The sequence below is a fragment of the Vibrio sp. D404a genome (genome assembly GCF_030248535.1).
Lineage (GTDB): Bacteria > Pseudomonadota > Gammaproteobacteria > Enterobacterales > Vibrionaceae > Vibrio.
Genome location: NZ_JAHGAJ010000014.1, coordinates 146,404 through 172,036 on the forward strand (window position 1 = coordinate 146,404; position 25,633 = coordinate 172,036).

A 25,633-nucleotide genomic window follows, 5' to 3' on the forward strand; every position below is an offset into this window, starting at 1 on the left:
CATAGCCTCTTAAGAACGATCGAACCCAATTAGGATAGGTAATGAAGTACGACTGGATATTTTTTGATGCGGATGAAACGTTGTTTCACTTTGACTCGTTTAAGGGAATGAAGCTGATGTTCTCTCGATTTGGCGTCGAGTTTAACGAGCAAGACTACGCGGCATACCAAAAAGTCAATTTACCGCTTTGGGTTGATTACCAAGATGGCCGCATCACGGCCGACCAACTAAAGCACACACGTTTCGAGTCTTGGGCACAAAAGCTCGACACCACAACCGCAGTATTGAACAGCGCTTTCTTAACCGCAATGGCAGATATCTGTACCCTGCTGCCGGGCGCAAAAGAGCTAATGGAAGCACTGCAAGGTAAAGTAAAAATGGGCATCATCACCAACGGTTTTACTGAACTGCAATCTATTCGCCTAGAGCGTACAGGGATGACGGACTACTTTGATCATGTGGTGATCTCAGAAGAGGTGGGTGTGGCTAAGCCAGACTTTGCTATCTTCGACCATACACACCGTATCATTGGTGAGCCAGCGAAAGAGCGTATGTTGATGGTTGGCGATAACCCGCATTCAGATATCTTAGGTGGTATCGATTTTGGTATCGAAACATGCTGGCTCAATGTTGAGGGCAAGCCTAAACCTAATGGTATTGAGCCTCACTATCAAGTCGCGTCATTGAACGAGCTTAAGGCGCTGCTGTTAGCGTAGAGCCGAACAAAAAGATTGAAAAAGGTACCCGGAGCGCAGGCGGGGTACCTTTTATTTTTTTTACGTGTTTGTTCTGCTACTACTGGGTTATGGCTTGCTAGTCAGATTCCCAATATTCCTCTTGCCTTTATAAGTGAACCGCCACGTTGCTCTAGGACTGGATTACATAAAGGGTAGTGGCAGTGCGTCACTAGGCTCTGGTGTATTAGCCGTTTCAGCCTCTAAGATCAACGCGCCGTTTCGGCCTCTGTCTTTAATGATGTAGAGCGCTTCATCGGCCTTTTGAATCAGCTCAGAGTCGAGCATTAGGCTCTTGGTTCTGTGCTCGAAAATCGCTCCGCCAATAGACACTGTGATTCGATCGCTGCATTGCGAAGAACGGTGCGCAATATTGCGTTGATGCAGATCTGACATGAAATGACGAGTCTTACGTTCAAGATTCGGCTTCATTAAGCACTCAGTCAAAATAAGAAACTCATCGCCGCCATAGCGGAACACTTTGCAATACTTGTCAGTGAAGTGAATACGTAGCAGGTTGGCGATCTCTTTTAACACGTCATCGCCCTTCACATGGCCGTAGCTGTCGTTGTATTGCTTGTAAAAGTCGATATCAATCAATAGAACCGAAATCTGATTTCCTGCCTCAGAGCACTTTTGAAGCCCTTGTATTGAGGACGCCAGAGATACACGGTTGAACAGCCCAGTTAACGGGTCCAAGTTCACGAGGCGGTTAAGCTCTTTCTTTTGTGCGACTAATTGCTTTTGCTGCTGTTTGTTTTGTAAATCGACAGCAATATACGAACCCAAGTGTTTGATCAAGGACACATGATAGTCCTGATACGCATGTGGCTGGTGGGTTTGTACTGTTAGCACACCAAGCGTTTTTCTATCCAGCGTGAGTGGGATCATGATCACCGAGGGGTAGTCTTCTTGAGTAGTCCCAACAAAAGCGCGCACGGTCGGTTCATTGTTCAACAATTGCTGTAATACTTCCGCGGAGAATCGACCGTGAACAAACGACACATTATTGTCGATGCAGTAGGTGCTTAAGGTCGCTTCACCATTACAGTCAATCGTGAACGGAGGCAATAAGTTTCCAAGGTCGATAAACTGATCGTAATGCAGCAGCTGAGACTGTTCGTCATACAAGCCAAGGGCAATGCAATCTATCGACATCAATTTTGATAAGTCTTTATAGAGCCTGAACACCATGTCGGTTAGATCATTGTGCGAACCCAAGTACTCACCAAATGAAGAGATCAATTCTAGGTTCTTAGCCAGCGACTGCGCATTCTCCAGTTGCGGTCTCTCTGAGTGTAACTGGTAGAGTTGCGCTATCGACTCACTATTGCTATTGACGTGCAATTTGAGTGCTTTGGACTGCAATTCAAAGGCTTGCTCCAGCATATTGCTTTTTACGATGGAGTCGCCGTTGAACTTAGACTCTTGATAAAGAATGTCGGCGAACGCTTCCATGATCTTGGCGCTGCCAAAGGAATTAACCAGAGGGAGCGCTTTTTGAACATGGTTGTTGAGATGTTCGATGTTTTGGCTTTCGACAGCACAACGACAGTACTCCAATAGCGCATCCAACAAATAGAAATCATCAGAGATTGATTCAGCGACTTGAATCGCTTGGCAGAAGTGCTTCAAGGCTTGCTTAGGGTCACCTAATAGCTCTAGATGGGCACCATAAGCGTTGTGAAAGAAAAACTTGCCTAATGCGCTGTCATGCTTTGCAAGCGCCAGTTGGTATTGTTTAAACTGGTACTCGGCGACATCGAAGCGGCCTAGCTTACTATTGGTAAAGGCCAAGTTGGTGAGCACTGGTGAGAGAACGATGTTCTCAGGCTTTTGAGAGTTAGTTTCCCAAGCAAGCTCGCAGTAGTAATGCGCTTTATGGAAGTCTTTTGCTTCCAAGAAAATATAACCCAGATTGGCGTAGATCCGTGCCAATAGGTAAGGGTTTTCAATGTGCTTACACTCTGATGCTTTGGTGAGTGCGACAATCGCTTCTGTGAAGTTACCAGAGCGGATCATTGCGATACCTAAGCCATACTCGATATAGAACTTTAACACCACAGATGTTGATGCGTCAGCTTTATGCAGGGATTGGCTGAGGTAACCAAGGGCTTTCTTGATTCTGCCTTTTCTCAGTTCGCAGAAACCTTCCACGAACAATTTGATGGCGCTTGGAATGGTTCTATCTAGGCGAATCGCCTCTGCATCCATCACGGCTTTGAGTTGGGTAATAGCTTCCGCGCCCTGTGAGGCGATGACTTCCTTGAGTTTGAGATCTAAGTAGTGAGTAAAGCTATCGGTATTTTTCATTAACGCCGCGAATATAGTAACAGTTTCTTATATTGTATGGTGTGTTGTTTATTGTGGGAAGCGTTATTTTTTTTTTTCTATCAATTAGACGGGGTTCTGGTTTATGCTCGCGGTTTGTTTGATGGCTGTTATCAGCGTTGTGGAAAGGTAGACAAGTGTTAAAGACTCATCGTTATAGCTGTTATGGCTTACTAGCTATTCTTTTATGGAGCTGTTTGATTGCACTCTCTCGCAGTGTGGCAGAGCAACTGGGGCCAATCGGCGGTGCTGCGAGTTTGTATACTGTGAGCTCTATATTGCTGGTATTGGTGATGGGCTTTCCCAAACTGTCGCGGTTCTCTAAATCGTATCTATTGATCGGTGGTTCACTGTTTGTCTGTTATGAGATCTTTCTTGCGCTCGCGTTAGGTATGGCGAACAGCCGACATCAAGCAATCGAAATGGCTGTAATTAATTACTTATGGCCAGCGCTTACGGTTCTGTTTGCGGTGCTGTTGAGTAAAAAGAAAACCAGCCTTTTGGTTTACCCAAGCATCGTATTAGCGTTCTTTGGTGTGGCGTGGAGCATCAGTGGTGATGAAGGATTATCTATCGCTCAAATTGCAGCGAACGTATCGACCAACCCGCTAACTTATTCTATGGCCTTCTTTGGTGCGATTATTTGGGCGGTTTACTGCAATTACACGCAACGTGTCGCAAAAGGGCAGAATGCCATTGTTTTGTTCTTTATCGCAACGGCGATCACCTTATGGATTAAATACGCTTTGAGCGCAGAAACGGGCATGGTGATGACAACCAGTGCCGCTATCGATCTATTGCTTGCAGGCGCCGCCATGGGGGCAGGCTACGCGCTTTGGAATACTGCGATTCTTGGAGGCAACATGGTGTTTCTTGCCACAATGTCTTATTTCACCCCCATTTTTGCTACGTTGTTTTCATCAATCTTGCTAGGGATTTCATTGACCATGACGTTCTGGCAAGGCGTATGTATGGTGACAATTGGTTCATTGGCTTGCTGGTGGGTGACAAGAGAAAAGCCGACACAGAAAGTGTCGGCTAAATCGAAGAGTAGCGATGTCGAGCAAGCGAAAACCTAGTCGTTAATTGGCCGCCTTCTAGCTTGCGATGCTCAAGTTGAGTTTGAGCTCGTATGGCATCTTAGATAAGCGTCGTTTCAGTAGGCGACGCGTCTTCTCAATATCATTAACCGCGATGGTTGTTTGATTTTTGGTGTGGATATCCACATTGATACGTAATTCTTGACCGACTTTCGTTACGCCTCTTAGCTCAAGATCTTGTTCCGCTTCTTTATCAACGGCAACAACGTTTTCGTCAACCTTTTCACAAATCTCTTTGTTTGCCGACATCATTAGCAGCTCACGCATTGCGTTTTTCAGCATATCGAATGGCACTTTAATAAAGTAGAACGACATCAATACCATCATCATTGGGTCTGCATACACTGCGTATTCAGCGAATGGAGAGAAAGTCATCAACCATGCCGCAACGAAACCAGCGGTTACCGCAACACTCAATAGCGTATCCATTTGCCACTGCTTAGATTCCGCTTCAATCAGACCAGAAGAGAAGCTCTTGCTCTTCTTAGCGATGTACCACCAAGCATAGCTACAGCCGAGTACGTTCAGTACACCGAAGACGGTTGCAATTGAAGCATCCACTTCACGGCCACCCGTCATGAGAGCACCAATCGCTGAGTACAATGAATAACCCACAACGATAAGAATAACCGCAGCTTTAAATGCGATAACGATAGGCTCGATAATCGCGCGGCCAAATGGGAAGTTAGAGTCAGACGGACGATTGATGTACTTCGATGCAGCTAGTGACAATAAAGTTAACAGTAAACTGATCAGCGAATAAACACCATCGAATACGATGACGAGGGAACCAACGATTAAGCCAAGTGCCAAGCCTCCCAATGCAAAGCCAGATGCAAGAAGGGCAGAGAACATTAATACTCGATTTTCGTTTTGGTTTGTCCTGTCACACATAATGATTTCCTAGTGTCTTTGATATCTTCATTGTTCTAATACTGAGCGAGTTTTTCAAACCCAATCTGCCTTTTATAAATGGAAATAAAGACTTCTATTATGGTTTTATAATTAAATCAGAAGGTTACAGTTAATTGTGCGTGTCATTAATTTTGACACTGACTGATATGACAAATGAAGAGTGAGTGCGCTTGTGGAGCAAACAACACAACCTACAAATACAAGATTGGAGAGTATTGAGTTGCGCTATGGATGTTGGGGCAGTAAGTAACGAAATGAGCACCTTGGTAACGGGTGCTCATTGAGAAAGTTAAGGATGCTAGAGATTATGCACGATGCTAGAAATCGAAAAGATAATCGCTGATCTTATCCGCTAACCAATTCATACCTGGATGCTCTGCCATGCCAGCTGCGGTAAACATGCAGTAATCTTCTTGGGTTAAACCGTAAGTGTGTTTGATAACCGAGAGTTTCTGCTCGCGAAGTAGGTGGCGAATCAATGGCTCTGGCATTACGCCCCATGCGTCTTCTCTCATTATGGTATCGAGCATGTAGTCAAAGCTTGAAAAACCAATATAGCGGCGCGAGAAGGGGTCTAATACCGGGTTATCCTTTTCATTAAGATAAACCATGGTCGCTTGCATCGAGTTACGTAGCACTTCATCAGATACTCGGCGCATCTGGCTCAATGCATGCCCCTTCTGACAGACCGACATCATGCGAATCTTACCAAGTGGGTTATAGAGAATCCTTGGATCGTCTACACGCTCGTAATCAACACCAAATGCAAAATCGACCTGCTGAGTTTCAACTAGGTTGGCTAAATCACCACTGGACGCGAGCACAATATTAAATGAAGTAGAAGCGTAGCGATTGTTGAGCTTGTGCGATAGGTCTTGCCACATTTCATCAGGCAGTGAATCGTCACGGGCAATCCAGATCTCGGCGTTAAACTCACCTGAAACGTGCAAACAGGTTTGTTTAATACGAGCCGCTGTTACCAGCATTCCTTCACAGTCTTTGTAGATGGCTTTTCCCGCTTCTGACAATTCAACATGGTTCCCGCTGCGAACAAACAGTTCAACGTCCAACTCTTTTTCAAGCGCTTTGATCGACATGCTGAGCTTCGTTCGGTTGCATTCGAGTTGGCGTGCAGCCTCTGAGACAGAGCCGAGGTCTGCAACGGAGCAAAAGGCTTGGATTTGAGACAAGTTCATAGATTTTCCAGAATGACCGAGAATCGTAGTATTTATATGTGAATATTGTGCTGACTCTCTTAGAAATAGTCCATCATTGCATGATAACTCTATGACGAATGGATTAATTTAGTTTAATCTGAGAGGGTTCCGAACGTACAAGAAGTAAAGATGGAGGCCATGATGGCGAAACAATGGGACGAGTATGCAAAAGACTGGGAAAATGACCCTACAGCGGCTGAATTTGCAAAAGCCGTATTTGACCAGTTAAGCCAACTCGTTAATCTAAACGGAACCCGTGTCCTTGACTTTGGTTGTGGCACCGGTCTGCTTAGCCAAAAAGTGTCCCCTTTTGCAAAAGAGATTATTGCTTTAGATTTCTCTGAAGCCATGATTGAAGAACTCGACAAAAAAGAGCTACCCAATGTAGAGCCCGTTGTTGATATTCTTTCTCGTGGTTTAGCAGCACAACACCCTGCATTTCGAAAGCAATTTGACGTCGTAGTCGCTTCTTCGGTGTGTGGGTTTATTCCTAACCTACAAGACACTGTCAGTTTGATTTACACACTGTTAGAAGAAGACGGACTATTTGTTCATTGGGATTGGTGTGTAGAGAGTGACGACGAAGCGTCAGGTTTGACACTGAGCCGTTCAGAAAACGTGTTGAGTGCGGCAGGTTTCTCAGACGTAGAAGTAGCGGTACCGTTTTCGATTGATACCCCTCAGGGTAAATTAAAGGTACTTATGGGCGTTGGGCGCAAGCAGTCTTACCACCCATACTAAATCACGCTAATGCGTTGATACTAAAAGATAGACTAAACCCATGCTGTTATTCAGTGTGGGTTTTCTTTTGCCCGCTATATCGGCTTTCGTGACTCCCTCCTAGGTATATATATTCGTTTCCATTTTGGAAATATAGGCTTAATTAAATTTCAATAGTGGAAACTAAATAACTCTCATAGAATAAGCCCATACAAAACTAAAGGGTTTTATCATGAGCCACCAAACACCGTCATCACCAATGTCTGAGCTTCAGCAGCGTTTCCACACTATCATTTCGGATGCCAATTTATCCGCCAAGCAGAAGTCGAGCTATCTCGCTCTAGAGGCAGAAGCAAGCCTACCTTATATGCCAATCAGTCAAGAGGCTGAGCTAGCGCTAAAAGAGGGTGTATTGTGTGACATGTTTGAAGGCCATGCACCGTTTAAGCCGCGCTATGTCCTGCCAGACTATTCTAAATACTTATATCAAGGCTCAGAGTATTTAGAGCTTGGCGCGGCGACTAACCTGGATGAAGCGCTCAATATGTTGACGATCATCTACCATCACGTGCCGTCTGTAACATCGATTCCTGTTTACCTTGGTCAACTTGACGATGTGTTGATGCCATTCGTTGGAGATCTAACCGATGAGCAAATCTACCAAAAGTTGAAGCTATTCTGGATCATGCTCGATCGCACACTGCCGGATGCCTTCATGCATGTAAATATTGGCCCTGCGGACAACATCATCTGTCGTACGATCCTACGTGTAGATGCTGAGCTTAAACAGATCGCTCCGAACTTGACGTTTATGTATGACCCAGCGGTAACCTCTGATGATCTACTGCGTCAAGCAGCAAGCAACATCTGTGAGTGCAGTAAGCCACACATTGCGAACTACCCAGCACATGCTGCTGCTTATGGTGATAAACGCTTTGGCATTGTGAGCTGTTACAACTCCCTTCCGCTGGCGGGTGGTTCTAACACGCTAGTACGCATGAATCTTAAAGAAGTGGCGTTGAAAGCGGAAAACCGTGACGACTTCTTGAATCAAGTCCTACCTCACTACGCAAAAGTAATGGTTGAGTTGATGGATGCTCGCAGCCGTTTCCTTCATGAAGAGTCGAATTTCTTTGAAGGCTTCCTAACCAAAGAAGGTTTGATTGAAGAGGCTCGATTCGCACCAATGTTTGGCATTTATGGCATGGCAGAAGCAGTCAATACCTTAATGGAGAAAGAGGGCGTTGACGCTCAATACGGTCACAGTGAAGCGGCGAACACACTCGGTCACACGATTTCTGAAAAGCTAGCAGAGATTGTTGAATCGTCACCGGTTCAATATGGCTTGAATGGCAAAGCGTTGCTGCATGCCCAAGGTGGTATCAGCCTAGACAAAGACGTGACACCGGGCGTACGTATTCCTTACGGCACAGAACCAGATCCGGTCTCTTACGTACGAGCAACCGCAGGTCATCATAAGTTCTATACATCGGGTATCAGTGACATCTTGACCATTGATGAGACGGTGAAATCGAATCCAGAAGCGATGTTCAACCTGTGTAAAGGGGCAATTCAAGCGGGCTACCGTGAGTTTACGGCAAACGTTGCATCTAACGATCTGGTTCGCGTGACTGGCTACATGATCAAGCTGTCTGATATCGCTAAATACGATGACGAAGGATCACGTACCAATACCACTTTCTTGGGCGCCGAGGCTGCGAAGAACACCGGTATTTTAGAGCGTAAGCCTCGTGTGGCGAGCTTAGAAATGTCACCAACCTACGAATAAAAAGTTTTCTGATCTAATGACTCAAATGGCTAGGGTTAATAAAAAAATAAAGGCAGAAAAACAAGCGAAGGTCAGCCGTGTGCTGACCTTTTCTTGTGTTGATGGACCGGGAAATCGCTTGGTACTGTTTCTGCAAGGCTGCAACTTTGACTGCATTACCTGCCACAACCCGCATACCATCAACCATTGCAATCATTGTGGCGATTGTGTCTCACACTGTCCTAGTGAGGCTTTGAGCACAAACCAAGAGACGGGAAGGGTCACATGGCACCCTGAAAAGTGCACCCATTGCGATAAGTGCATTGATGTGTGTGATCATAAGTCGAGTCCTAAAATCACCACAATGACGGTGTCTGATGTGCTAGAGATCGCAAGAGAGAACCAGTTTTTCTTAAGTGGTGTGACGATCTCTGGTGGTGAAGCAACAATGCAACTGCCGTTCATTATCGAGCTTTTCAAGGCGATCAAAAATGATCCTCAGTTGTCACATCTAACCTGTTTTATTGATAGTAATGGAGCGCTCTCACAAGAGGGATGGGCAAAGGTGCTTCCATACCTTGATGGCGCAATGGTCGACCTTAAATCTTGGCAAAATGAGACGCATCAATGGTTGGTAGGACGTGAGAATCACAGAGTACTCTCCTCAATCAACTTCCTTGCGCAACATGAAAAGCTACACGAGGTGCGCTTACTGCATATTCCCGGAAAGAGCGACTTAGATACAGAAGTCGAACAGGTAGGTCGTTATCTTCAATCGTTGCCACAAAGCGTCACGATTCGACTCAATGCGTTTCAGCACCATGGCGTGGTTGGGGAAGCCTTAAAGTGGCCCAAATGCACCAAGCAGCAAATGAATGAGTTCCATGACCAATTGTTTATGTTTGTGCAAAGGCCGATGCTAACGCCGCAAGTTTATACCTAATTAAGCTTGATTCTCTTGCTCAATAAACTGATCACACAACCACTTCATTGCTTGGTCGTTCATGTTCGGTCGGTTCCACACCAAGCTATACGCTACCTTGCCATAATCGAAGGGTAATGGTTTCGCAACTAACCCTTTGGCTTGTAGTGCTTTCTGCGACCAGAGCTTGGAGCAGGTGAACAAGTAGGGTGTCTGGTGGCACAGCACGGCGGCTGAACCAAAGTCCGCGACTGATATCGCGACATCGCGCGGTTTGTGGCACTGAACCAAGTTCTGTTCAAAAAAGGGCTGCGACAGCTCATTATCAAAAATGCCAATGTGCTTGTAGTTCAAGTAATCATCGATCGTTAGCTCGGCATTCGCGAGGGGATGGTCTGCTCCCATCAGACAAACCATTTCGTCAGAGAGCAGCGTCTTCCAGACAAGTTCTTTATTTTCGGTTGGTGGTTGAGAAATATCATGAGGCAGCAAAATCGCATTCACCTTTCCACTCAGCAGTGCATCGAAGCCAAATTGCTGCTTCGAATAGACCTTCAGCGCTGCATTCGGAGCTAACTGAGTGGTGATCTGGCTGATGATGTGTGAAAACACCTCGAAGGTACTCTCGCGCATGGATAACGTAAAGCTGCCTTGATACGTCTCAGGGACAAAGTTTTTCTCATGCAGCAATCCATTCATACTCGATAAAATGGCATGTACGGTTGGCGCGATTTGAAGAGCAAATGGGGTAGGGATGAGCTTAGTACCGTCGCGGTAGAAAAGCTCATCATCAACAATCTCTCTAAGCTGAGAAAGTGTTTTACTGACACTGGATGGAGTAACGAACAACTGCTCTGCCGTTTGAGTCACGCTGTGTGTATTAAGCATCACGTGCAGAACAGTAAGGTGTTTTAGGCTAACACGCGAGAGGTGGAGGTAATCCATCAGTGCTCCAGAAAGGATTGATTCAGACTGGATTCTAACGCGCTAGCTTGTGATGAGCACGAGAAAAATGTCCAGCACAAAACGCACCCACAATCGAGAGCTCACCCGCTAAACACAGAGCCGCGCACACCTCAGCCAAAGCCTGTGAGTTACCATTACCGTGTAAGCCTAATAGGTCTAGACACGCTTTCTGACTTGGTAAGCCAGTACCGCCGCCGACAGTACCTAACATTAGGTTCGGTAGCGTTACGCTCGCGTACAGGCCGCCTTCTTTGTTGAGCTCCATGCGAGTCATACCAATCGCGGATTCTGCAACGCAAGCCGCATCTTGGCCGCAGGCAATGTAAAGTGCGGCTAGTGCGTTAGCGTAGTGGGCATTGATGCCAATAGTGCCACTTAATGCTCCTCCCACCGTGGTCATTTGACCAAATTGAACCATTTTCTCAGGCGTGGTGTGCAGGTACTTTTCAACCAATTTGGCAGGGATGTTGATTTCAGCCGTAACTTTTTTGCCACGCACACTGCGAAGGGTTTGAGTGTTGGCCTTTTTATCACCAGAGAGATTACCATCGAGGAACGCATGATTTGGTTCAACTGGCGTGTGCTCGATGATGTATTCGAATACCGCGTTGGTAGCAATGGTCACCATGTTTTGACCAGAAGCATCGCCAGTTAGGAATTCAAACACGAGGTAGACGTGGTTACCCTCGATATTACAGCTAATATCCGTGAGCTTACCGTGTGAAGTTGTAGACTCAGCCAATACCTTAAAGTGGTCATACTGTGTGACCACCCAAGCCACAAACTGTCCTGCCTCGGCCAAGCTTTGAAAAGCGAAACCCGGTGTTCGAGTTACCCCTTCATTCAGCAGCATTGCGCTAGCGCCACCGCAGGCTGAAATGAGCTTAGAACCACGATTGTAAGAGGCAACCAGTGCCGCTTCAGTCGTCGCTAGTGGGACTAAGTAATCCCCTTCGGCAAATAGGCCATTAACGCGTAGTGGTCCTGCAATACCGACAGGCACTTTAACTGTACCAATGAAGTGTTCGATGTTTTTCTCGTACGCAGAGAACTGCGCCAAAGTATGAGTATCAAGCAACTCAGCTTGGCTTTTTGGGTTATCGAGTGCTGTCCAACGGCGAGTCAGATTTTTTTCAGTCAAGTAAGGGCTAGGCGTCAGCTTCTTAGTTGGCTTTTCAAAATGAGGTTGCAGCTTTTGTTCTAATTCTTCTGCGGTGATATCGCCACCTAAAATTGAAACATAGTCACGACGGTGCAGGTTGAGTTTTGGCATAATTATTATTGGTACAGTTGGAACAGCAAGAGATATTTTGCGGTGATTCTACCGAGTAATGAGTGAGAAACAAGCGCCAGATATAATGAGTTACAGTTTGTTCAGCAATAGAAGCGGAAACGCGGACTTTTGTGTGAGGGTTATGGTCAGGCTGTTAAGCACCATATTAGATGTGAATGTCTAACAGGCTTCCAATGGCTTCGTTTTGACGCTCTATAACGGATGCACCAACACGATTGTAGCTGGCACTTTGAGTGAGTTTGACTAAGGCGTCACTGTGAGAGGGCATGGGTTCGCTGACGGTTTCTTTTTGAAGCGGGTCTGCGGTTGGGAGTTGATTGAAGCTGAGATCGCTTTTCGGCGTCATCTCTTGCTCTAATTGAGGTTCATTCTGCGCGAGCTGATTGAGTTCCACAGCGGCTTCTTCCGCCATGTTCGCAGACTGCTGCATGATTGCGTAGCCAGAATGTATTCCTGAAATTGACATGCAATGCCCTCGTTAAATCCTTACCTTGAGTTTAGGTTGGCTAATATTTGAACGCAACAAAAATATGATACTTGTGAGCAAGTTAGATATTTATAAGTGAGTGAGACAATTATGAGCAAGCTAGATATTGGTTTAGCGAAAAGAGTTTAACAAGCTATACAAAGTAGAGAAGTCATACCAAGGTTGAAGGGCTATATCAGGTAGAAAAAGCCAAACAGGACTAAACTAGTGTTGCTGGAGATATTGGCGTCAAAGCCAGTGACGCAGTTTCTGAGTTTTTCTTAGAGGGTGGCGCAGTGTTTGGAGCGGGTGATTAAAAGTGCGGGTGTGTCGTTAATGAGGAAATAAGGAGCTGTTTAGTAATTATAATTAACTAAACAGCTCACTTAGTGCTTTCATTTCTTCGTCCGTAAGCAAAGGATCTTGCTTGCTTTCGACTTTGTTGTCGATAGTGTCGTCGATTTCACCTTGAAGAGCGATAAGCTGTTGATTGCTCAAAAGATGAATCTGCTGTTTTAGTGCTTCAAATTGTGTTGCGTTCATAAATACGACCTTACATCATCTAATTACGCTACTGTGAGCATAGTAGCTCAGTGGCATAATTCAAATAAAATGAGAGGAAATTCACCGAATATTTGGTGTTTCCAATTTATAAGACAACTATAAGTTTACGTGACCAAATTTTGTCCGAGAAATGTCAGGCAAAGTTAGTGCTCGGTCAATCAAAGTCAGAGAATTCCGACAATGTAAATTTTGATGAGGCCAGTAATGACGGGGCTTGAAGGGCTTTATTGCATAAGTGTTTGATTTTTATGACAGTCGCTCAAAAGCAAAAAGATAGTCAAAAACGGCGTGTTTTTGAGCTATCTTTCTGTTTGTTAAACGCTTTTTTGATGCCTCGCTTTTGTCCGACATTTGACTGCTTTATGTTCGAAGTGCGACGGCTTTGTATTCAATATGCAACTATTTTGAAAGCGTTACTTTAACGGCGAACTTGGTAGCTAATGTGTGCAGTTCTGGCAGCATTCGGTAGATCAAATGAAGCTGTTGTAAGACCATTCTGACAGAACTTTCATCTTCTTCACGCCACTCACTTAGGCGATTATCCAATTCAGGCTCGTAACTGTTTTTAATTTCACACTGTTCGCTGTGGCAATAAAGTTGATCATGAAGTGCATCCAAGTGCTCGTGGATCACGCGGTGTGCATCTAGTACCAGTTTATGAGTCGCTTCATCATCAATGCGTGTTCTGTGTGCACCTAAGGCCGAGATATAGCTTAATAGAGCATGGTTGAGCGTTAGGAATCGGAAACTCTCATCAACCGAAGTGCGATACTTACCCGGCTCGACCAGCATACTGCTGATTGCCACAGTTAGGTTGGCATCGTTATTGTGAGCGCTGCGACGAGCGATTCGATAACTCAAGCTGTCTTTCTTACCGATACGATATTGACCAATAATCTGTGCTAAATAGGATTTGTTGGCGTCAAGGGCATCGGCCATGACCTTATGCAAGCGTTTTGACTGCCAGTCAGGGAATAGATACATCACAGCTAATACCGCCAACGCACACCCAATAAAGGTATCCGCAAGGCGAGGGAGTACCACGGCATAACCCTCACCGAGTTGGTTGAAACAGAATAGAACCAACAGGGTGATAAAGCCGGTTGCAAACCCGTAGTTGTTAATGCGAAACGCAAAGAACATCACACCGCTCACCACAATGAACACCAATTGGCTCTCTTGCGACGGGAAGAAAGTCAGTAGCGGCACCCCTATCAATAGGCCTACCACTGTGCCGATGACACGCGCTGTGAGTTTTTGGCGAGTGGCACTGTAGTTAGGCTGACAAACGAACAGCGTAGTCAGCAAAATCCAATAGCCGCGCTCAATCTCAAAGCCCTGAATGATCCCATAGCCAACGGTCAAGGTGACCGCCATGCGGATCGCGTGACGGAATAGCATTGAATCTTTGTGCAGGTTGGCGCGGATCTTATGCCACATCGCTTTTAAGGTATGCGGGTTGGTGTCATCCAACACATCTTCTTCAAGCTTCTCTGCGTCTGGGTTGTTGATGTTAGAGAGCTGCTTTTCTACCGTCGCCAGGTTATTAAACAGAAAATCGAGTTGGCTAAGTAGCGGTCGCCACTCTGGACGATTTTGTTGATGCAGGTGATTGAGTGAGGACATTAGCTCATCCAAGGCTAATACCGACTTGTCACTGTGTTGGTACTCTGCGCCGACTTTAAGCGAGCTCGCGATCTCCTGACATGCCTTAGCTTGAGCTTCGAGCAGATACTTAAAGCGAAATAGCACATCTGAGCGTTCAAAGTGTTTAGCAAGCTCTTGGTAGCGGTAGTGGGTGGAGCTCACTCGTTCATGAATGTCTTGAGCTATGAAATAGGTATTGAGAAAACGGTCACTCGCGCCATCAACATGACCACGCTTAGAGCGGTTAAGTAGGGTTGCTTTACACATGTTGAGTGCATTCACCGTACTGGCGTTGAGCTTAGCCTCAATAATACGGTGTGGCTGAGGTACCAAGTCGGTCACGGGATAAAACAGCTCTGCTTTCGACTCCATGTAATTGCCAATTTGATCAAATACAGTAGCGAGATTTTGTTGCACTGGCTGCATTGGCCAGAAGATCTGCCAAATCATCGACATGAAGTAGTACCACGCCGCACCCGTTAAAAGGAGTAATGGTTGGAACCACAAGTTGGTGCTCTCGTGTGCACCCAACATGGTATAGATGGCAACGAGTAGGGAGCCAAATGCGATACTGGCGTATTTAGGACCAATCGCACCCAGCATGATGAAAGAGAAAGTGGATGCAAATAGACCTATCGCAAACAGCCAAGGTGTGTCGAATAACAGCTCGATAGAAAAGGCTGCAATAGCGAAACAGATGAAGGTCAGTGTGAGCGCTTTGAGCCGACCGGTGAAGCTGTCATCACTTTCAGCCAGTGCGGCAGCAATGACACCAAGAATGAGTGGCGTGATTAACGTATTTTGTTCGTAGTACCAAGCGGGTACCACAACACCCAGAAGAGTAATAAGAATGAGGACGCTGTAATTTATGGTTTTGTTCGCCCAGTAGAGGCGTAAATTATTGGAGAAGTTCACAGTCGCTCGCTATTCAAGCTAAAAACATAATCCTAACAGAAATCAAGCACAAGAATTTGATACTAATTCATAATTAGTCCTAGGTGGTCATGAAAACAACGATAAGAAGTTGGACATTATTATTTATCCTTGCATCATGATATAAATTCACTATCTCCCATTTAAGAGCAAACCCAATGCAGCTAAGCGCAAATAAGACTGCACAGTTTTTTATCCAAAATGAATACCATCAAGTTGAGCTCGATGGTTCACGTTTACTTCTCTCTTCCGTTGGTAGTGAGGAGCGAATCCCGTTTACTATATGGAGCGGTAAGGTCGCGATAAAGCGCGGTTTGTTTTGGGGCTCATTGCAGTTTTTTGCTAATACGCAGCAAGGTCAGCAGCGCAGTTGGTTGGTTCAAGGCTTGCCATGGGAAGAGTGCCGTCAATTTGCACGTACTGCGGTCAATGCGTACCAACAATGGCACGATACGCAGTGTGAACAGCTTGCTGAACACGTACCTGAGTGGGAAGCCGAGCTGACTCGATTAGAGCAATTACCGGCCTTCTTGCCACACTCTCAAGTCGATCAGTGGGTCACTAGAGTCAATCTTGGCCTAGAGTCGATGGTGATGACACTTGATGAAGCGTCGGCACGTATGCCAAATCGCATCGCTCGCCTTGCCCCTTGGTTACTGGATACCGAAGAGCAACAAGCAGAGCGCAACCGCTTGTGGCTAGAGCGAGAACGTCAGAACTGGGAAGTGCTGTTTGCGCAGTGTGAGTCGTCACCGCTTAACCTCTCTCAGCAATATGCGGTGTTAATGAACGACGATCATAACTTGATCTTAGCGGGTGCAGGCTCTGGCAAAACCAGCGTATTGACTGCACGCGTAGCCTACCTGCTACAGAGCCACCAAGCGCAAGCCGAAGAATTGCTGTTGTTGGCGTTTGGCCGTGAGGCAGCTGACGAAATGAAACAGCGCCTAGACAACAAAATTGGCTCATCTGCTGAAAAGGTTCAGGTGAACACCTTCCACCAACTCGGCTTAAAAATTCTTAATCAAGTTGAGAACGAACCCGTCACTATCTCTCCATTGGCTCTGGATGATAATCAGCGTCAAGCCTGGTGTATCGACTGGTTGAAAAAACACTGGATGACGCCAACCAACTTCAAACGTTGGCAAAAGCACCTCTCTAAATGGCCTATAGCGTATTTGAAAGGCGATGAGGAGCTAGGAAGCCACGTATCTAACCTCAAGCTAATAGGTTGGTTAGAGAAACAACTGGAACAACTCAACGGCTCTGGCTTAACCAAGAAAGAGGTTCAGCAACAGCTGATTGACCACCCAGACTACACGCGACTCAATAGCGAGTTAGCTCTGTGCTGGCCATGCGTGACGGCGTGGCAGAAACATTTGAAAGAGAATAACCAGATCGATTTCTCGATGATGATCAGTCGCGCCACTCAATATGTTGAGAAAGGGCGATTCATCTCACCGTGGAAATTCATCATGATCGATGAGTATCAAGATATCTCACCAGATCGTCTCGCCTTGGTTGAAGCGCTCTGCAATCAAACCAAAGCTGAACACAAAGCCTCGATTTTTGCGGTGGGTGACGACTGGCAATCTATTTATCAGTTTGCCGGCGCGGATGTCGATTTAACCACTGGATTTAAAGATCGCTTTGAAAGTTCGACGATTCATCATTTAGACACAACTTACCGCTTTAATAACCAATTAGGTGCGGTAGCCAATCGCTTTGTGCAAGAAAACCCTATTCAGCTGCCAAAAGAGCTGAATAGCTTTAAGCAGCAAAAACAGAAGGCGGTGTATACCGCACCAAGTAAAGACGTGGAGAAGATCCTCGATCAACTGAATCGACAAGTTAAGGGTAAGAGCCCTAAATCGGTGTTGTTGCTTGGACGAAACCATTATCACAAACCGGAGCTATTGGCTGACTGGCAGAAGATCTACACATCGCTCAACATGAGCTTTATGACCTGCCACGCAAGTAAAGGCAAAGAAGCGGACTTTGTGATCATTCTATGTGTCGATGAAGGGCAGTTCCCGACGAAGAAGAAACAACTTCATATCGACGGTGCGTTAACTGAGTCTTCAGACACCTTCCCATATGCGGAAGAACGAAGACTGTTTTATGTTGCTATGACACGTGCAAAAGAGAAGGTCTGGATCACCCACAGTGGCGATGGCTCAGGCTTTGTACAAGAGTTACATCAATCGGATTATCCGGTTGTTCGTAGAAAATAACCCGTAACCAAGCCGACATTTTTGGTAAGGAGGCCGAAATGGAACATGGTTCGATCAATTACATTGAGTTTGCAGCAAAAGACTTAGACAAGACGAAAACCTTCTTCGAGTCGGTCTTTCAGTGGCAGTTTGAAGACTATGGCCCAGAATATACGGCCTTTACTGCTAAAGGCTTAATGGGTGGTTTTTACCAGTCAGAATTGGCCTGTGATGCCAGTGCGGGTGGCGCACTCATGGTGTTTTACAGCCAAGGTTTAGAGCAGACAGAGCAAGATATTGTTGAAGCGGGCGGCATGATCAAGCGTGATATTTTCGCGTTTCCCGGCGGTCGTCGTTTTCATTTCTGCGAGCCGAGCGGCAATGAGATGGCGGTGTGGAGCGATAAATAAGCTCTACCTGTTTGTACGCTCTTTATAGCCGTTACAGAATGTTAGTCGCAACCAAATAAAAGAGCCTGCAAGTACGCAGGCTCTTTTTACATCTGTAATACGAAGTCTAATTAAGTGCGGTCTGCTAGGTAAGCTTCGTAGTCTGGGATCTCGATTGAAACTTCTTCGTCTAGCAGTTTAGAGTTGAACAAGAAGTTTGCTGTTGCTCGGTTAGTTGCGACTGGAATGTTCCAAACACTCGCGATACGAAGCAGAGCTTTTACGTCTGGGTCGTGTGGTACGGCATTCAGTGGATCCCAGAAGAAGATCATCATGTCGATCTTACCTTCAGAAATTAGCGCACCAAGTTGTTGGTCGCCACCCATTGGGCCACTGATCATGCTCTTAATCGCCAAGCCTGTCTCTTTGCTTAGTAGGTGACCTGTAGTACCTGTCGCGTACAAGAAATGCCCTTGTAGTTTCTCTTTATTCTCTTTTACCCAACGCAGCAATTCTGGCTTAAAGTTATCGTGTGCCACCAAAGCGATGTGCTTGTGAGCAGGCATCGTACGTGTCGTTTTTTGCATGAATGTTTCCTAAATTATTGGCTTATATTTTTGATTCTTTTCAATTTCTAATCATCAATATATCACTAAGGCGTGACACTGAATACTGGACGAAACTCAGAAGGTGACAATGAATCGGCAATCACCTCTTTTTTGAGAGATGAAGGCGTCAATGCTTCAATTTTAGGCACCTGATGGAGTTCGTAGGGTTCACCACGTAGGTAGTGTGTGGCTTGATTGACAGAGAGACGCCCCTGTTCAACCATTTTATCGGTTGGGGCGAACAGCACTTTCTCACGCAACAACCCACGGTACACACCATGACTGAGATAACTTGAGACTAAGCCGATCTCTTTCTCTTTATTCGCTGCGCGCACTTCACTGATAGCCGCCTCAATCGCCACTGCGCTACCGACGATATATTTGATATTTGGTAAATCGATCACTTGCTGAACGAGGTTTCGTTGCAGCTCTTTATCATTATCTGCCCAATAGCTTACAGCAATATTAATGTCGCTAGATTTAATCGCGTCATAGAAGCCAATCGCAACCGGCTTAGTACCACCACTGGCTTGTGGGCCGAGTAGAAGGGCAATGTCGGTCTTCCCTGAGCCTTTCGGGTGCCTTGCTTTAAGGAATTCACCCACTTCGTAACCCATTTGCCACCAATCAACACCTACAGTGCCTTTAAGAACCTTATCTTGCTGTGATTTACTCAGGTTGAGTTCGTTCACAGTGGCAAATACAGGTGTCGAGCCGACCCATTTGGTTAGGCTGTCGTAAAATGCATCGGGAGATACAGTGCCAAGGATAATCGCATCAGCACCCCATTGATTGCACAACTCTAGCTGAGAGGCCTGCTTACCAATGTTGGGGTAACCGCCAGCTTCCAAGACGCGCAGCTCAATATTCTGTTTTCTCGCCTCGGAGATCATGCCGTAGTTTACTGACAACCAATATGAATCTTTTAAGTGTGGGTAGATGGCACACACTTTCTCTCTCTCCTGAATTACCGAAGGAGTAGCGTGCTCGTTGGCCATTGCTAAATGACTGGTCGTTCCCAGTAAGCAGCAAAGTAGAGTTGAAACTAAACGTTTAGATAGCATGAAATGTCAGTTTATTGGCTTTGGATAAGAAACACTGCAAAATATAGCGTATTCTGCATGGGTAAAGAAGAACGTTTTAAGGTTATGGGTTTATGTTGTTAGCCACAGCAAGTATAGGTAAAAAGCTGCTCGTCGCATTTTTGGTGATGGCCCTGTTGGTTGTCTTATCGGCTTTGATAGGTGTATCTGGCTTTAGCTTCGTGGCAAAAACAGAGAGAAACGTGGTGGACTCGGCATTGCCTGCGATGATCGAGGCACGTCAGGTTTCCGAGCTGAGTAACCGGATTATTTCGTCGGTTCAAACCCTCAGCAACGCCCGTAACGAAGAAGAGCGCAAGGAAGCCGGCTCAGAGCTGTTCGAGCTTTTGGAGTCGCTACTACGACATATCAAAGAACTAGGTTCAGATAGCTTTGACTCGGAACTGCTCAGTAATCTAGAGAACAATGTTCAAAGTGTTATCAATACCTTAGCAGAGCTTGGTGTCTCTGTGGAACGCAAGTTGTGGCTGACCAAAGAGCTCGGCTCTCGCGTTGAAGAGATGCGCTTACTCGCAGAAGAGCTTGAGCAGCTAACCCGAACTCAAGTGCTTAACACTGCAACCATCGCCGTTGCTAACGTCACACACATCTATGACCTACTAGAGAAGCAGCAGACCGACCGCGCGTACAAGGCTCTGGATGCGCTGGTGGAAGTCGACCTAGACCTTTCGGAGCGCCTGCACGAACTTCACTTACTTGCGTTTCGGATGCTTAATCAGATTGAAGAGACCCAAACCGTTACCGATGTAGACCGGATCCATCAAATCCAGACTGAATTCGAATCGAACCTTAAGATCATGGCGCGCCGTGTGAAAGCGGTGGAAGACCCAACACGCTCAGAGCAGATGTCTCAGCTTCTCGATGAACTTCGTCGCCGTCAGGTTGTGTTTGATATCGCTTTAGAGAAGTCTGAAAACGCCAAGAAATCCGAATTCTTAATGCAGAAGACGCTGGAGCTGTTTTCACAACTGAATACCACGGTCAATGTGCTGGTGGACGACTCAAACCGAAGCACCAAAGAGGCGGTGGATGAGCTGACAACGACGCTCAATTACGCTCAGTGGACGCTGTCGGTCATCTCGATGATTGGTCTGTTTATCACTGCCTTTATCGTGTGGCGAGTGGTGTATGTGTCGGTGGTGAAAAGGCTGACTGAATACTCCGCAGCCCTGATGTCGATTGCTCAAGGGCGTTTGAATATCGATATCTCCGTAAAGGGCAGTGATGAGTTGGCGCATATGGGTGAAGCGATCATCACAGCGCGTAATACCGCACAGGCGCTACAAGTGGTCGCGGTGGGTGAGGCCAAAGCCAAAAGGGAGCTTGAAGAGCATAAAGAGCACCTTGAAGAGCTAATCACAGAGCGTACGCGCCAACTCCAACACACCAATGAAAAATTGAATGTCGAAGTAGTAAACCACGCCAAAGCGCGCCGTGCGGCAGAGCAGGCTAGCCGAGCAAAATCCGCCTTCCTTGCGACAATGAGCCATGAAATTCGTACCCCAATGAATGGTGTACTTGGTACTGCGCGATTACTTAAAGACACTGGCCTGAATGCGTTGCAATCTGGCTACGCCGATATCATCAACCGCAGTGGTAAAAACCTACTGGCGATTCTTAATGATGTATTGGACTACTCAAAAATCGAAGCCGGTCACTTAGAGGTACGTATCGCTTCGTTCAACCTTCATCAAATGGTGCAAGATACTTATCAGTTGATGGAAGGCCGTGCATCAGAGAAGAAACTCGACTTTAGTTTCCATATTGAGAGCGATGTACAAACATACTGGCGTGGTGATGTGACTCGCCTCAGCCAGATCCTAAATAACCTCGTCGGTAACGCGATTAAGTTTACGGATTCAGGCTCGGTAGACATCTACATCAGCCTAGATATTGAAGAGCCGAGCCGAGTGATGTTTGAAGTGGCAGACACTGGTGCAGGGATCAAAGCGGACGAGCAGCAGTGTTTGTTTGATGCGTTTAGCCAAACTGAGAGTGGTCGCAATAAAAAAGGCGGCACAGGCTTGGGACTGGCGATCAGCAAGAGCATCTTAACCGCAATGAATGGTGATATTGGTGTGCATTCAGAAGAGGGTGAGGGCAGTCAGTTCTGGTTCTCAGTGCCTTTAGAAGCAGGCGAGAAGGTTGAGGTTCAAGCTGTGGTGGTTGAAACCTGTGTGAGAGCCAAAGTGCTGCTAATTGAAGACAACCCAGTAAACTGCATTGTGGCGGAAGGGTTTTTAAATAACCTAGGACACCAAGTTTCCATTGCCACAACCGGCGCCGAGGCGAGGGAGCTATTTAAAGCCCAAGATTTCGACATCGCTTTAGTCGATATTAACCTCCCTGATTGTGATGGTAGCGAGCTTATTCAATACTTGAAAGACGATCTTAAAGTCTTAAATAGCGAGTCAAATGAGCAGAGAGCGGAGCCGCCGATGATCGCTGTGTCTGCCCATGTATTCAATGAAGAAGTGGAAGAGTATTTAGCATCTGGTTTTGACGGCTTCTTACCAAAACCATTGGAAAAAGAAGCGTTGGCGACACTGATCATTACCCAGCTTACTGGTCGTCAGCTATTGTTACCACAACCGGATCCATCTGATCCTATGTGTGGCGTTCAAAAAGGCGATATCGCTTCGGTAAATGACAGCGCCTTGGTAAACGATCTTGACGAGACAAGCAATCAACAGCAGGAGGTGGATGTGTTGCTCATTGACCCTAAAGTGATAGAGGGCGATTTAGCCATTCTAGGTAAAGAAAAAATGGTGACGATTGTTGGGCTTTTTGAAGAGAGCTCTCAAACGATTCTCGACGAAATGGCGACTGCCAATGAGGCTCAAGATGCCCGTGAGATTAAGTCGCTTGCACATAAGCTTAAAGGCTCTGCGGGAAGCCTAGGGTTAGGGAAGCTTCATCACGCTTGTCTTGCAATAGAAGCAGCTGTGCAGCCTTTAGAAGCGTATAAAGAAGGCGCTGAGGCATTGGTAGCACTGGTTGCTGATTCGAACGAGGCGTTGAAAGCATACCTGTAAGTCATTCACCTATAGGTAAATAGAAAGATAAAAAAATCCTCTGCCATTGCAGAGGATTTTTCGTTTTAGGTGATTCGTCTTTAGCGTATTTAGATTAACAGTCTCAATCTTCAAGAGGCGCTAACAACAGTCTCTATCATCGAAAGCGCATCATGAGTCACCCTCAAACACAGCTTCTTATGCTCTAACGATTCTCGAAGCGGTTGTAGTCCAATAAGCCAAACTCAATCGGTTGATCTTGTTGGTACCACTGGTGGACACGATCACTGAATGGCCAAAATTCACTTGAGCTTCTGCGCACGGCAAATTCATCAAGTAGGGCCACGTAATCTTGTTCTGTTTGCAACGTTTGCAGCATCGAAACAAGTTGTGGGATCTCCGCTTCATCAAGCTCTAGGAATGCGGCAGGGTAGCTACCGACCACGCCTCTAACTAACGTCAGGTCGTCGTTTGCATAGTCTCGGTTGCTCTCTTCATTGAACAAGCTAGAGATGTTGGTGTGCGAGTTGTTGTGAATCATAGTAAACAGCTGCTCGTCGCCATTCTGCGCTTTGATCATTAACATCACCAACTGAGGCACATGTTTGAGCCCTTCGCCCTTAATCGTGTCTACTTGTTGCAGCAAGGCTTCATGCTTTGGTTCAAATCCGGTATCAACGATCTCGTAACGGTCATTGAGTATAGGTTTGAGCTTCTCTTCCAACATGTCGAACAACTCGGCTTTAGGATCATCCGTCTTGTACACGACACTGGATGGCTGATCGAACGGCGCGATGTTACGTTGCAAGAAGTCACTTAGCTGAGCGTTTTGATTCTGGTACCAGCTTGAGTGTTCTTGGTGGCGAATGTCTTTTGGTAATAGCGTTAAGAAATTACTTTCGCCCTCTAAACGTAAGAAATCCATGAACATACGTGTGATCAGTTGATGCCCAAAGTTACCGTAGACATCAAAGCCAGCCACCAATAGGTAGTGGATACGCTCAAGTAGCGCGTAATCAAGTACCCAAGCCGTTTTCGGTTGCGTGCCAACTAAGCCTTGCACCACAGATGCGCTGTCGAAGTGTCTAAACACGGTGAGTGCGGCATTTGGGTTAGTACCACCACCGTCCCAAATAACGTTCATGGTCAGGTTCTCACCGTTCTTGAACCATTTATTGGTGAACTCTGACTTACCATCTAAGTAGCGAGCTTGCTGCTTTGAGTACTTAACCCAGTTAGTCACGGGCACCGTGTTACTTTCAAGTTCGCCGGGCAGTTTCAGGTTATCTTTCTGGCTCGCATAAAATTCATTGATCTCAGGAAGATCGGCTTTGTCGGGATCAACAAACACCACCCAAAAGCGATCATTAATAACGTTTAATGCCAGTTGTCCACGACATACAGGACCTTTGATGTAAGCCATGATGGTGTTTTGGGCATTGTCGAGCATGAACTTAAAGCGAGAGTTCACTGGCAAAGCTTCAAAAGCGGTCATTGGGTTAGCGGCAACATCAACATCGTAGCTTGGCAGCTCTCGCACTATGTACGGGGTATTCACGAACCACGTTGTCCAGTCTTGCAGGCGTTTTTCATTGAGCGCAAATGGCATGTGCGTTTTATCGACAATGGTACCTTGCTCGGGAATGATTCGATAATAAACACGTGGAACTTCAGGATCATCGTAAGGGCGGCGCGTGGTAATACGTTGCACAGGTTCGCCCGGTGGTGTCGTTGAACGAACCAGAGTGAAGAATCGTGCTGGTCCCTCTAGCTCAGAGAAATAGAGGTGAGACAAGAACAGGTGCTCATAAATGTAACGAGCCGATAACTGGCTCTTGCGTGCACTTTTATTTAAGAAGCTTTCATAGGTATCGACCAGTGCCTGCTCCTCGTCGGTTAATGGAATATGTGCGTTCATGATCGCGCCGTTCTCTAACCAGCTCATCAAGGTCGCATACTCGCCTTTATCTAGGTTTGGCATCCCATAAGGCATTCCCCAAGTCGGGTAGTCTTTTTCGTATTGGGCGTACTCTTCAATAGTCGGACACTGCTGGTTGCGGTCGACTGCGAAATCAAAGCCTTCTAGCTGCACTTGGTCGGGAAGAGGGTGATTCTCTTTTTGAATCAGCATACGAGCGACCAGACCAGCATCTAAGTTAGCGGTCGAGTTCTGCATGCGCTCATTGAGCACGGGGTGGAAGTCAGCATCGCGCCACTCTTGGGTGGTGATTGCGTCTTCAAATAAACGAGTCGGTGCCGTAGCGGTGAGACGAGTGCCTTGATAAACCAATGCCTTGGTCGCTCCACGGTCGATCCCCTCAACTGAGGACATTTTTAACTGACATGGCGCGTCATAGCAGCCGTGACAGACGACACATCGATTGTCGATGATGGGTTTAACTTCGTTGATGAAATGCTGTGCCTGCGCTGAAACCACAGGGGCTTGTCGGTCGCGAACTTCAGGCTTACCAAACAGCTCATCAAAGTTCAAACCGGCATACATTGCACAACCAGAGAAGAGGCTGACCAGTGCGACAACCCATATTTTTTTTAGATTCATAGAGACTTATAGATTTATCATTTTTCTTAAGTATATCGAAAATGATTGAAAATGCTCATGTTCTAGCGATTTGCTGAATAGCCGAGGTAGGAAAAGCGAGTAGCGTCAACTAAATGTAGACGCTACTCGTATGGCTGAATCAAAGGGTATCCTTGATCAGTATTGCTGA

Annotated in this window: 19 protein-coding genes; 8 read left to right on the plus strand and 11 right to left on the minus strand. The window is 46.2% G+C overall.

Annotated elements, in window-relative coordinates:
- Positions 1 to 41: 41 nt before the first annotated feature.
- Positions 42 to 716, plus strand: coding sequence for a pyrimidine 5'-nucleotidase (yjjG, locus tag KI655_RS08690; RefSeq protein ID WP_285403724.1), 675 nt, complete (start codon positions 42 to 44; stop codon positions 714 to 716).
- Positions 717 to 878: 162 nt separating this feature from the next.
- Here the strand turns inward: yjjG and KI655_RS08695 are convergent, their stop codons facing one another.
- Positions 879 to 3,047, minus strand: a complete 2,169-nt coding sequence (locus KI655_RS08695; RefSeq protein WP_285403726.1) for a diguanylate cyclase — start codon at positions 3,045 to 3,047, stop codon at positions 879 to 881.
- Positions 3,048 to 3,202: 155 nt separating this feature from the next.
- On the opposite strand from KI655_RS08695, the gene yddG reads away from it, so the two are divergent.
- A complete protein-coding gene (gene yddG, locus KI655_RS08700; protein ID WP_285403728.1) occupies positions 3,203 to 4,144 on the plus strand; it encodes an aromatic amino acid DMT transporter YddG in 942 nt (313 codons plus the stop codon).
- 18 nt (positions 4,145 to 4,162) lie between these two features.
- Here yddG and KI655_RS08705 read toward each other — a convergent pair whose 3' ends face one another.
- Together KI655_RS08705 and KI655_RS08710 are read right to left on the minus strand one after the other, a co-directional pair.
- On the minus strand, positions 4,163 to 5,059 hold the full coding sequence (locus KI655_RS08705; RefSeq protein WP_285403730.1) for a cation diffusion facilitator family transporter: 897 nt from the start codon (positions 5,057 to 5,059) through the stop codon (positions 4,163 to 4,165).
- Positions 5,060 to 5,397: 338 nt separating this feature from the next.
- Positions 5,398 to 6,276: a LysR family transcriptional regulator gene (locus tag KI655_RS08710; protein WP_285403731.1), complete on the minus strand. Its 879-nt coding sequence runs from the start codon at positions 6,274 to 6,276 to the stop codon at positions 5,398 to 5,400.
- 162 nt (positions 6,277 to 6,438) lie between these two features.
- Between KI655_RS08710 and KI655_RS08715 the strand changes: the two genes are divergently transcribed.
- The 3 genes from KI655_RS08715 (at position 6,439) to KI655_RS08725 (ending at position 9,728) form a co-directional block, all read left to right on the plus strand.
- Positions 6,439 to 7,038: a class I SAM-dependent methyltransferase gene (locus KI655_RS08715; RefSeq protein ID WP_285403733.1), complete on the plus strand. Its 600-nt coding sequence runs from the start codon at positions 6,439 to 6,441 to the stop codon at positions 7,036 to 7,038.
- 211 nt (positions 7,039 to 7,249) lie between these two features.
- On the plus strand, positions 7,250 to 8,806 hold the full coding sequence (locus KI655_RS08720; protein ID WP_285403734.1) for a YjjI family glycine radical enzyme: 1,557 nt from the start codon (positions 7,250 to 7,252) through the stop codon (positions 8,804 to 8,806).
- 16 nt (positions 8,807 to 8,822) lie between these two features.
- Entirely contained in the window at positions 8,823 to 9,728 is a 906-nt protein-coding gene (locus KI655_RS08725) for a YjjW family glycine radical enzyme activase (protein WP_285403736.1), read from the plus strand.
- On the opposite strand, the gene KI655_RS08730 is transcribed toward KI655_RS08725, so the two are convergent.
- The 5 genes from KI655_RS08730 to yccS all read right to left on the minus strand — a co-directional run bounded on the left by KI655_RS08730 (position 9,729) and on the right by yccS (position 15,559).
- Positions 9,729 to 10,652 (minus strand): LysR family transcriptional regulator, encoded by a 924-nt coding sequence (locus tag KI655_RS08730; protein ID WP_285403737.1) that lies wholly within the window; start codon positions 10,650 to 10,652, stop codon positions 9,729 to 9,731.
- A 34-nt stretch (positions 10,653 to 10,686) separates the two neighbouring features.
- Positions 10,687 to 11,946, minus strand: a complete 1,260-nt coding sequence (locus tag KI655_RS08735; RefSeq protein ID WP_285403739.1) for a hydroxymethylglutaryl-CoA reductase — start codon at positions 11,944 to 11,946, stop codon at positions 10,687 to 10,689.
- Between the two features lie 166 nt (positions 11,947 to 12,112).
- Positions 12,113 to 12,433, minus strand: coding sequence for a hypothetical protein (locus KI655_RS08740; RefSeq protein WP_285403740.1), 321 nt, complete (start codon positions 12,431 to 12,433; stop codon positions 12,113 to 12,115).
- A gap of 369 nt (positions 12,434 to 12,802) precedes the next feature.
- On the minus strand, positions 12,803 to 12,976 hold the full coding sequence (locus KI655_RS08745; RefSeq protein WP_285403741.1) for a hypothetical protein: 174 nt from the start codon (positions 12,974 to 12,976) through the stop codon (positions 12,803 to 12,805).
- Between the two features lie 420 nt (positions 12,977 to 13,396).
- Positions 13,397 to 15,559 (minus strand): YccS family putative transporter, encoded by a 2,163-nt coding sequence (yccS, locus tag KI655_RS08750; protein WP_285403742.1) that lies wholly within the window; start codon positions 15,557 to 15,559, stop codon positions 13,397 to 13,399.
- A 176-nt stretch (positions 15,560 to 15,735) separates the two neighbouring features.
- Here yccS and helD point away from each other — a divergent pair, with 176 nt between their 5' ends.
- The gene (gene helD / locus KI655_RS08755; protein ID WP_285403743.1) at positions 15,736 to 17,811 is read left to right on the plus strand and encodes a DNA helicase IV; all 2,076 of its coding nucleotides are present in this window, start codon (positions 15,736 to 15,738) and stop codon (positions 17,809 to 17,811) included.
- Between the two features lie 38 nt (positions 17,812 to 17,849).
- On the plus strand, positions 17,850 to 18,200 hold the full coding sequence (locus KI655_RS08760; protein ID WP_285353611.1) for a VOC family protein: 351 nt from the start codon (positions 17,850 to 17,852) through the stop codon (positions 18,198 to 18,200).
- 110 nt (positions 18,201 to 18,310) lie between these two features.
- On the opposite strand, the gene KI655_RS08765 is transcribed toward KI655_RS08760, so the two are convergent.
- The gene (locus KI655_RS08765; protein WP_285403744.1) at positions 18,311 to 18,766 is read right to left on the minus strand and encodes a methylglyoxal synthase; all 456 of its coding nucleotides are present in this window, start codon (positions 18,764 to 18,766) and stop codon (positions 18,311 to 18,313) included.
- 65 nt (positions 18,767 to 18,831) lie between these two features.
- Positions 18,832 to 19,851, minus strand: coding sequence for a TMAO reductase system periplasmic protein TorT (gene torT, locus KI655_RS08770; RefSeq protein ID WP_285403745.1), 1,020 nt, complete (start codon positions 19,849 to 19,851; stop codon positions 18,832 to 18,834).
- Between the two features lie 92 nt (positions 19,852 to 19,943).
- Here torT and torS point away from each other — a divergent pair, with 92 nt between their 5' ends.
- Positions 19,944 to 22,925 (plus strand): TMAO reductase system sensor histidine kinase/response regulator TorS, encoded by a 2,982-nt coding sequence (gene torS, locus KI655_RS08775; protein WP_285403747.1) that lies wholly within the window; start codon positions 19,944 to 19,946, stop codon positions 22,923 to 22,925.
- Between the two features lie 184 nt (positions 22,926 to 23,109).
- Here torS and KI655_RS08780 read toward each other — a convergent pair whose 3' ends face one another.
- Positions 23,110 to 25,464, minus strand: a complete 2,355-nt coding sequence (locus KI655_RS08780; protein ID WP_285403748.1) for a fatty acid cis/trans isomerase — start codon at positions 25,462 to 25,464, stop codon at positions 23,110 to 23,112.
- Between the last annotated feature and the right edge of the window lie 169 nt (positions 25,465 to 25,633).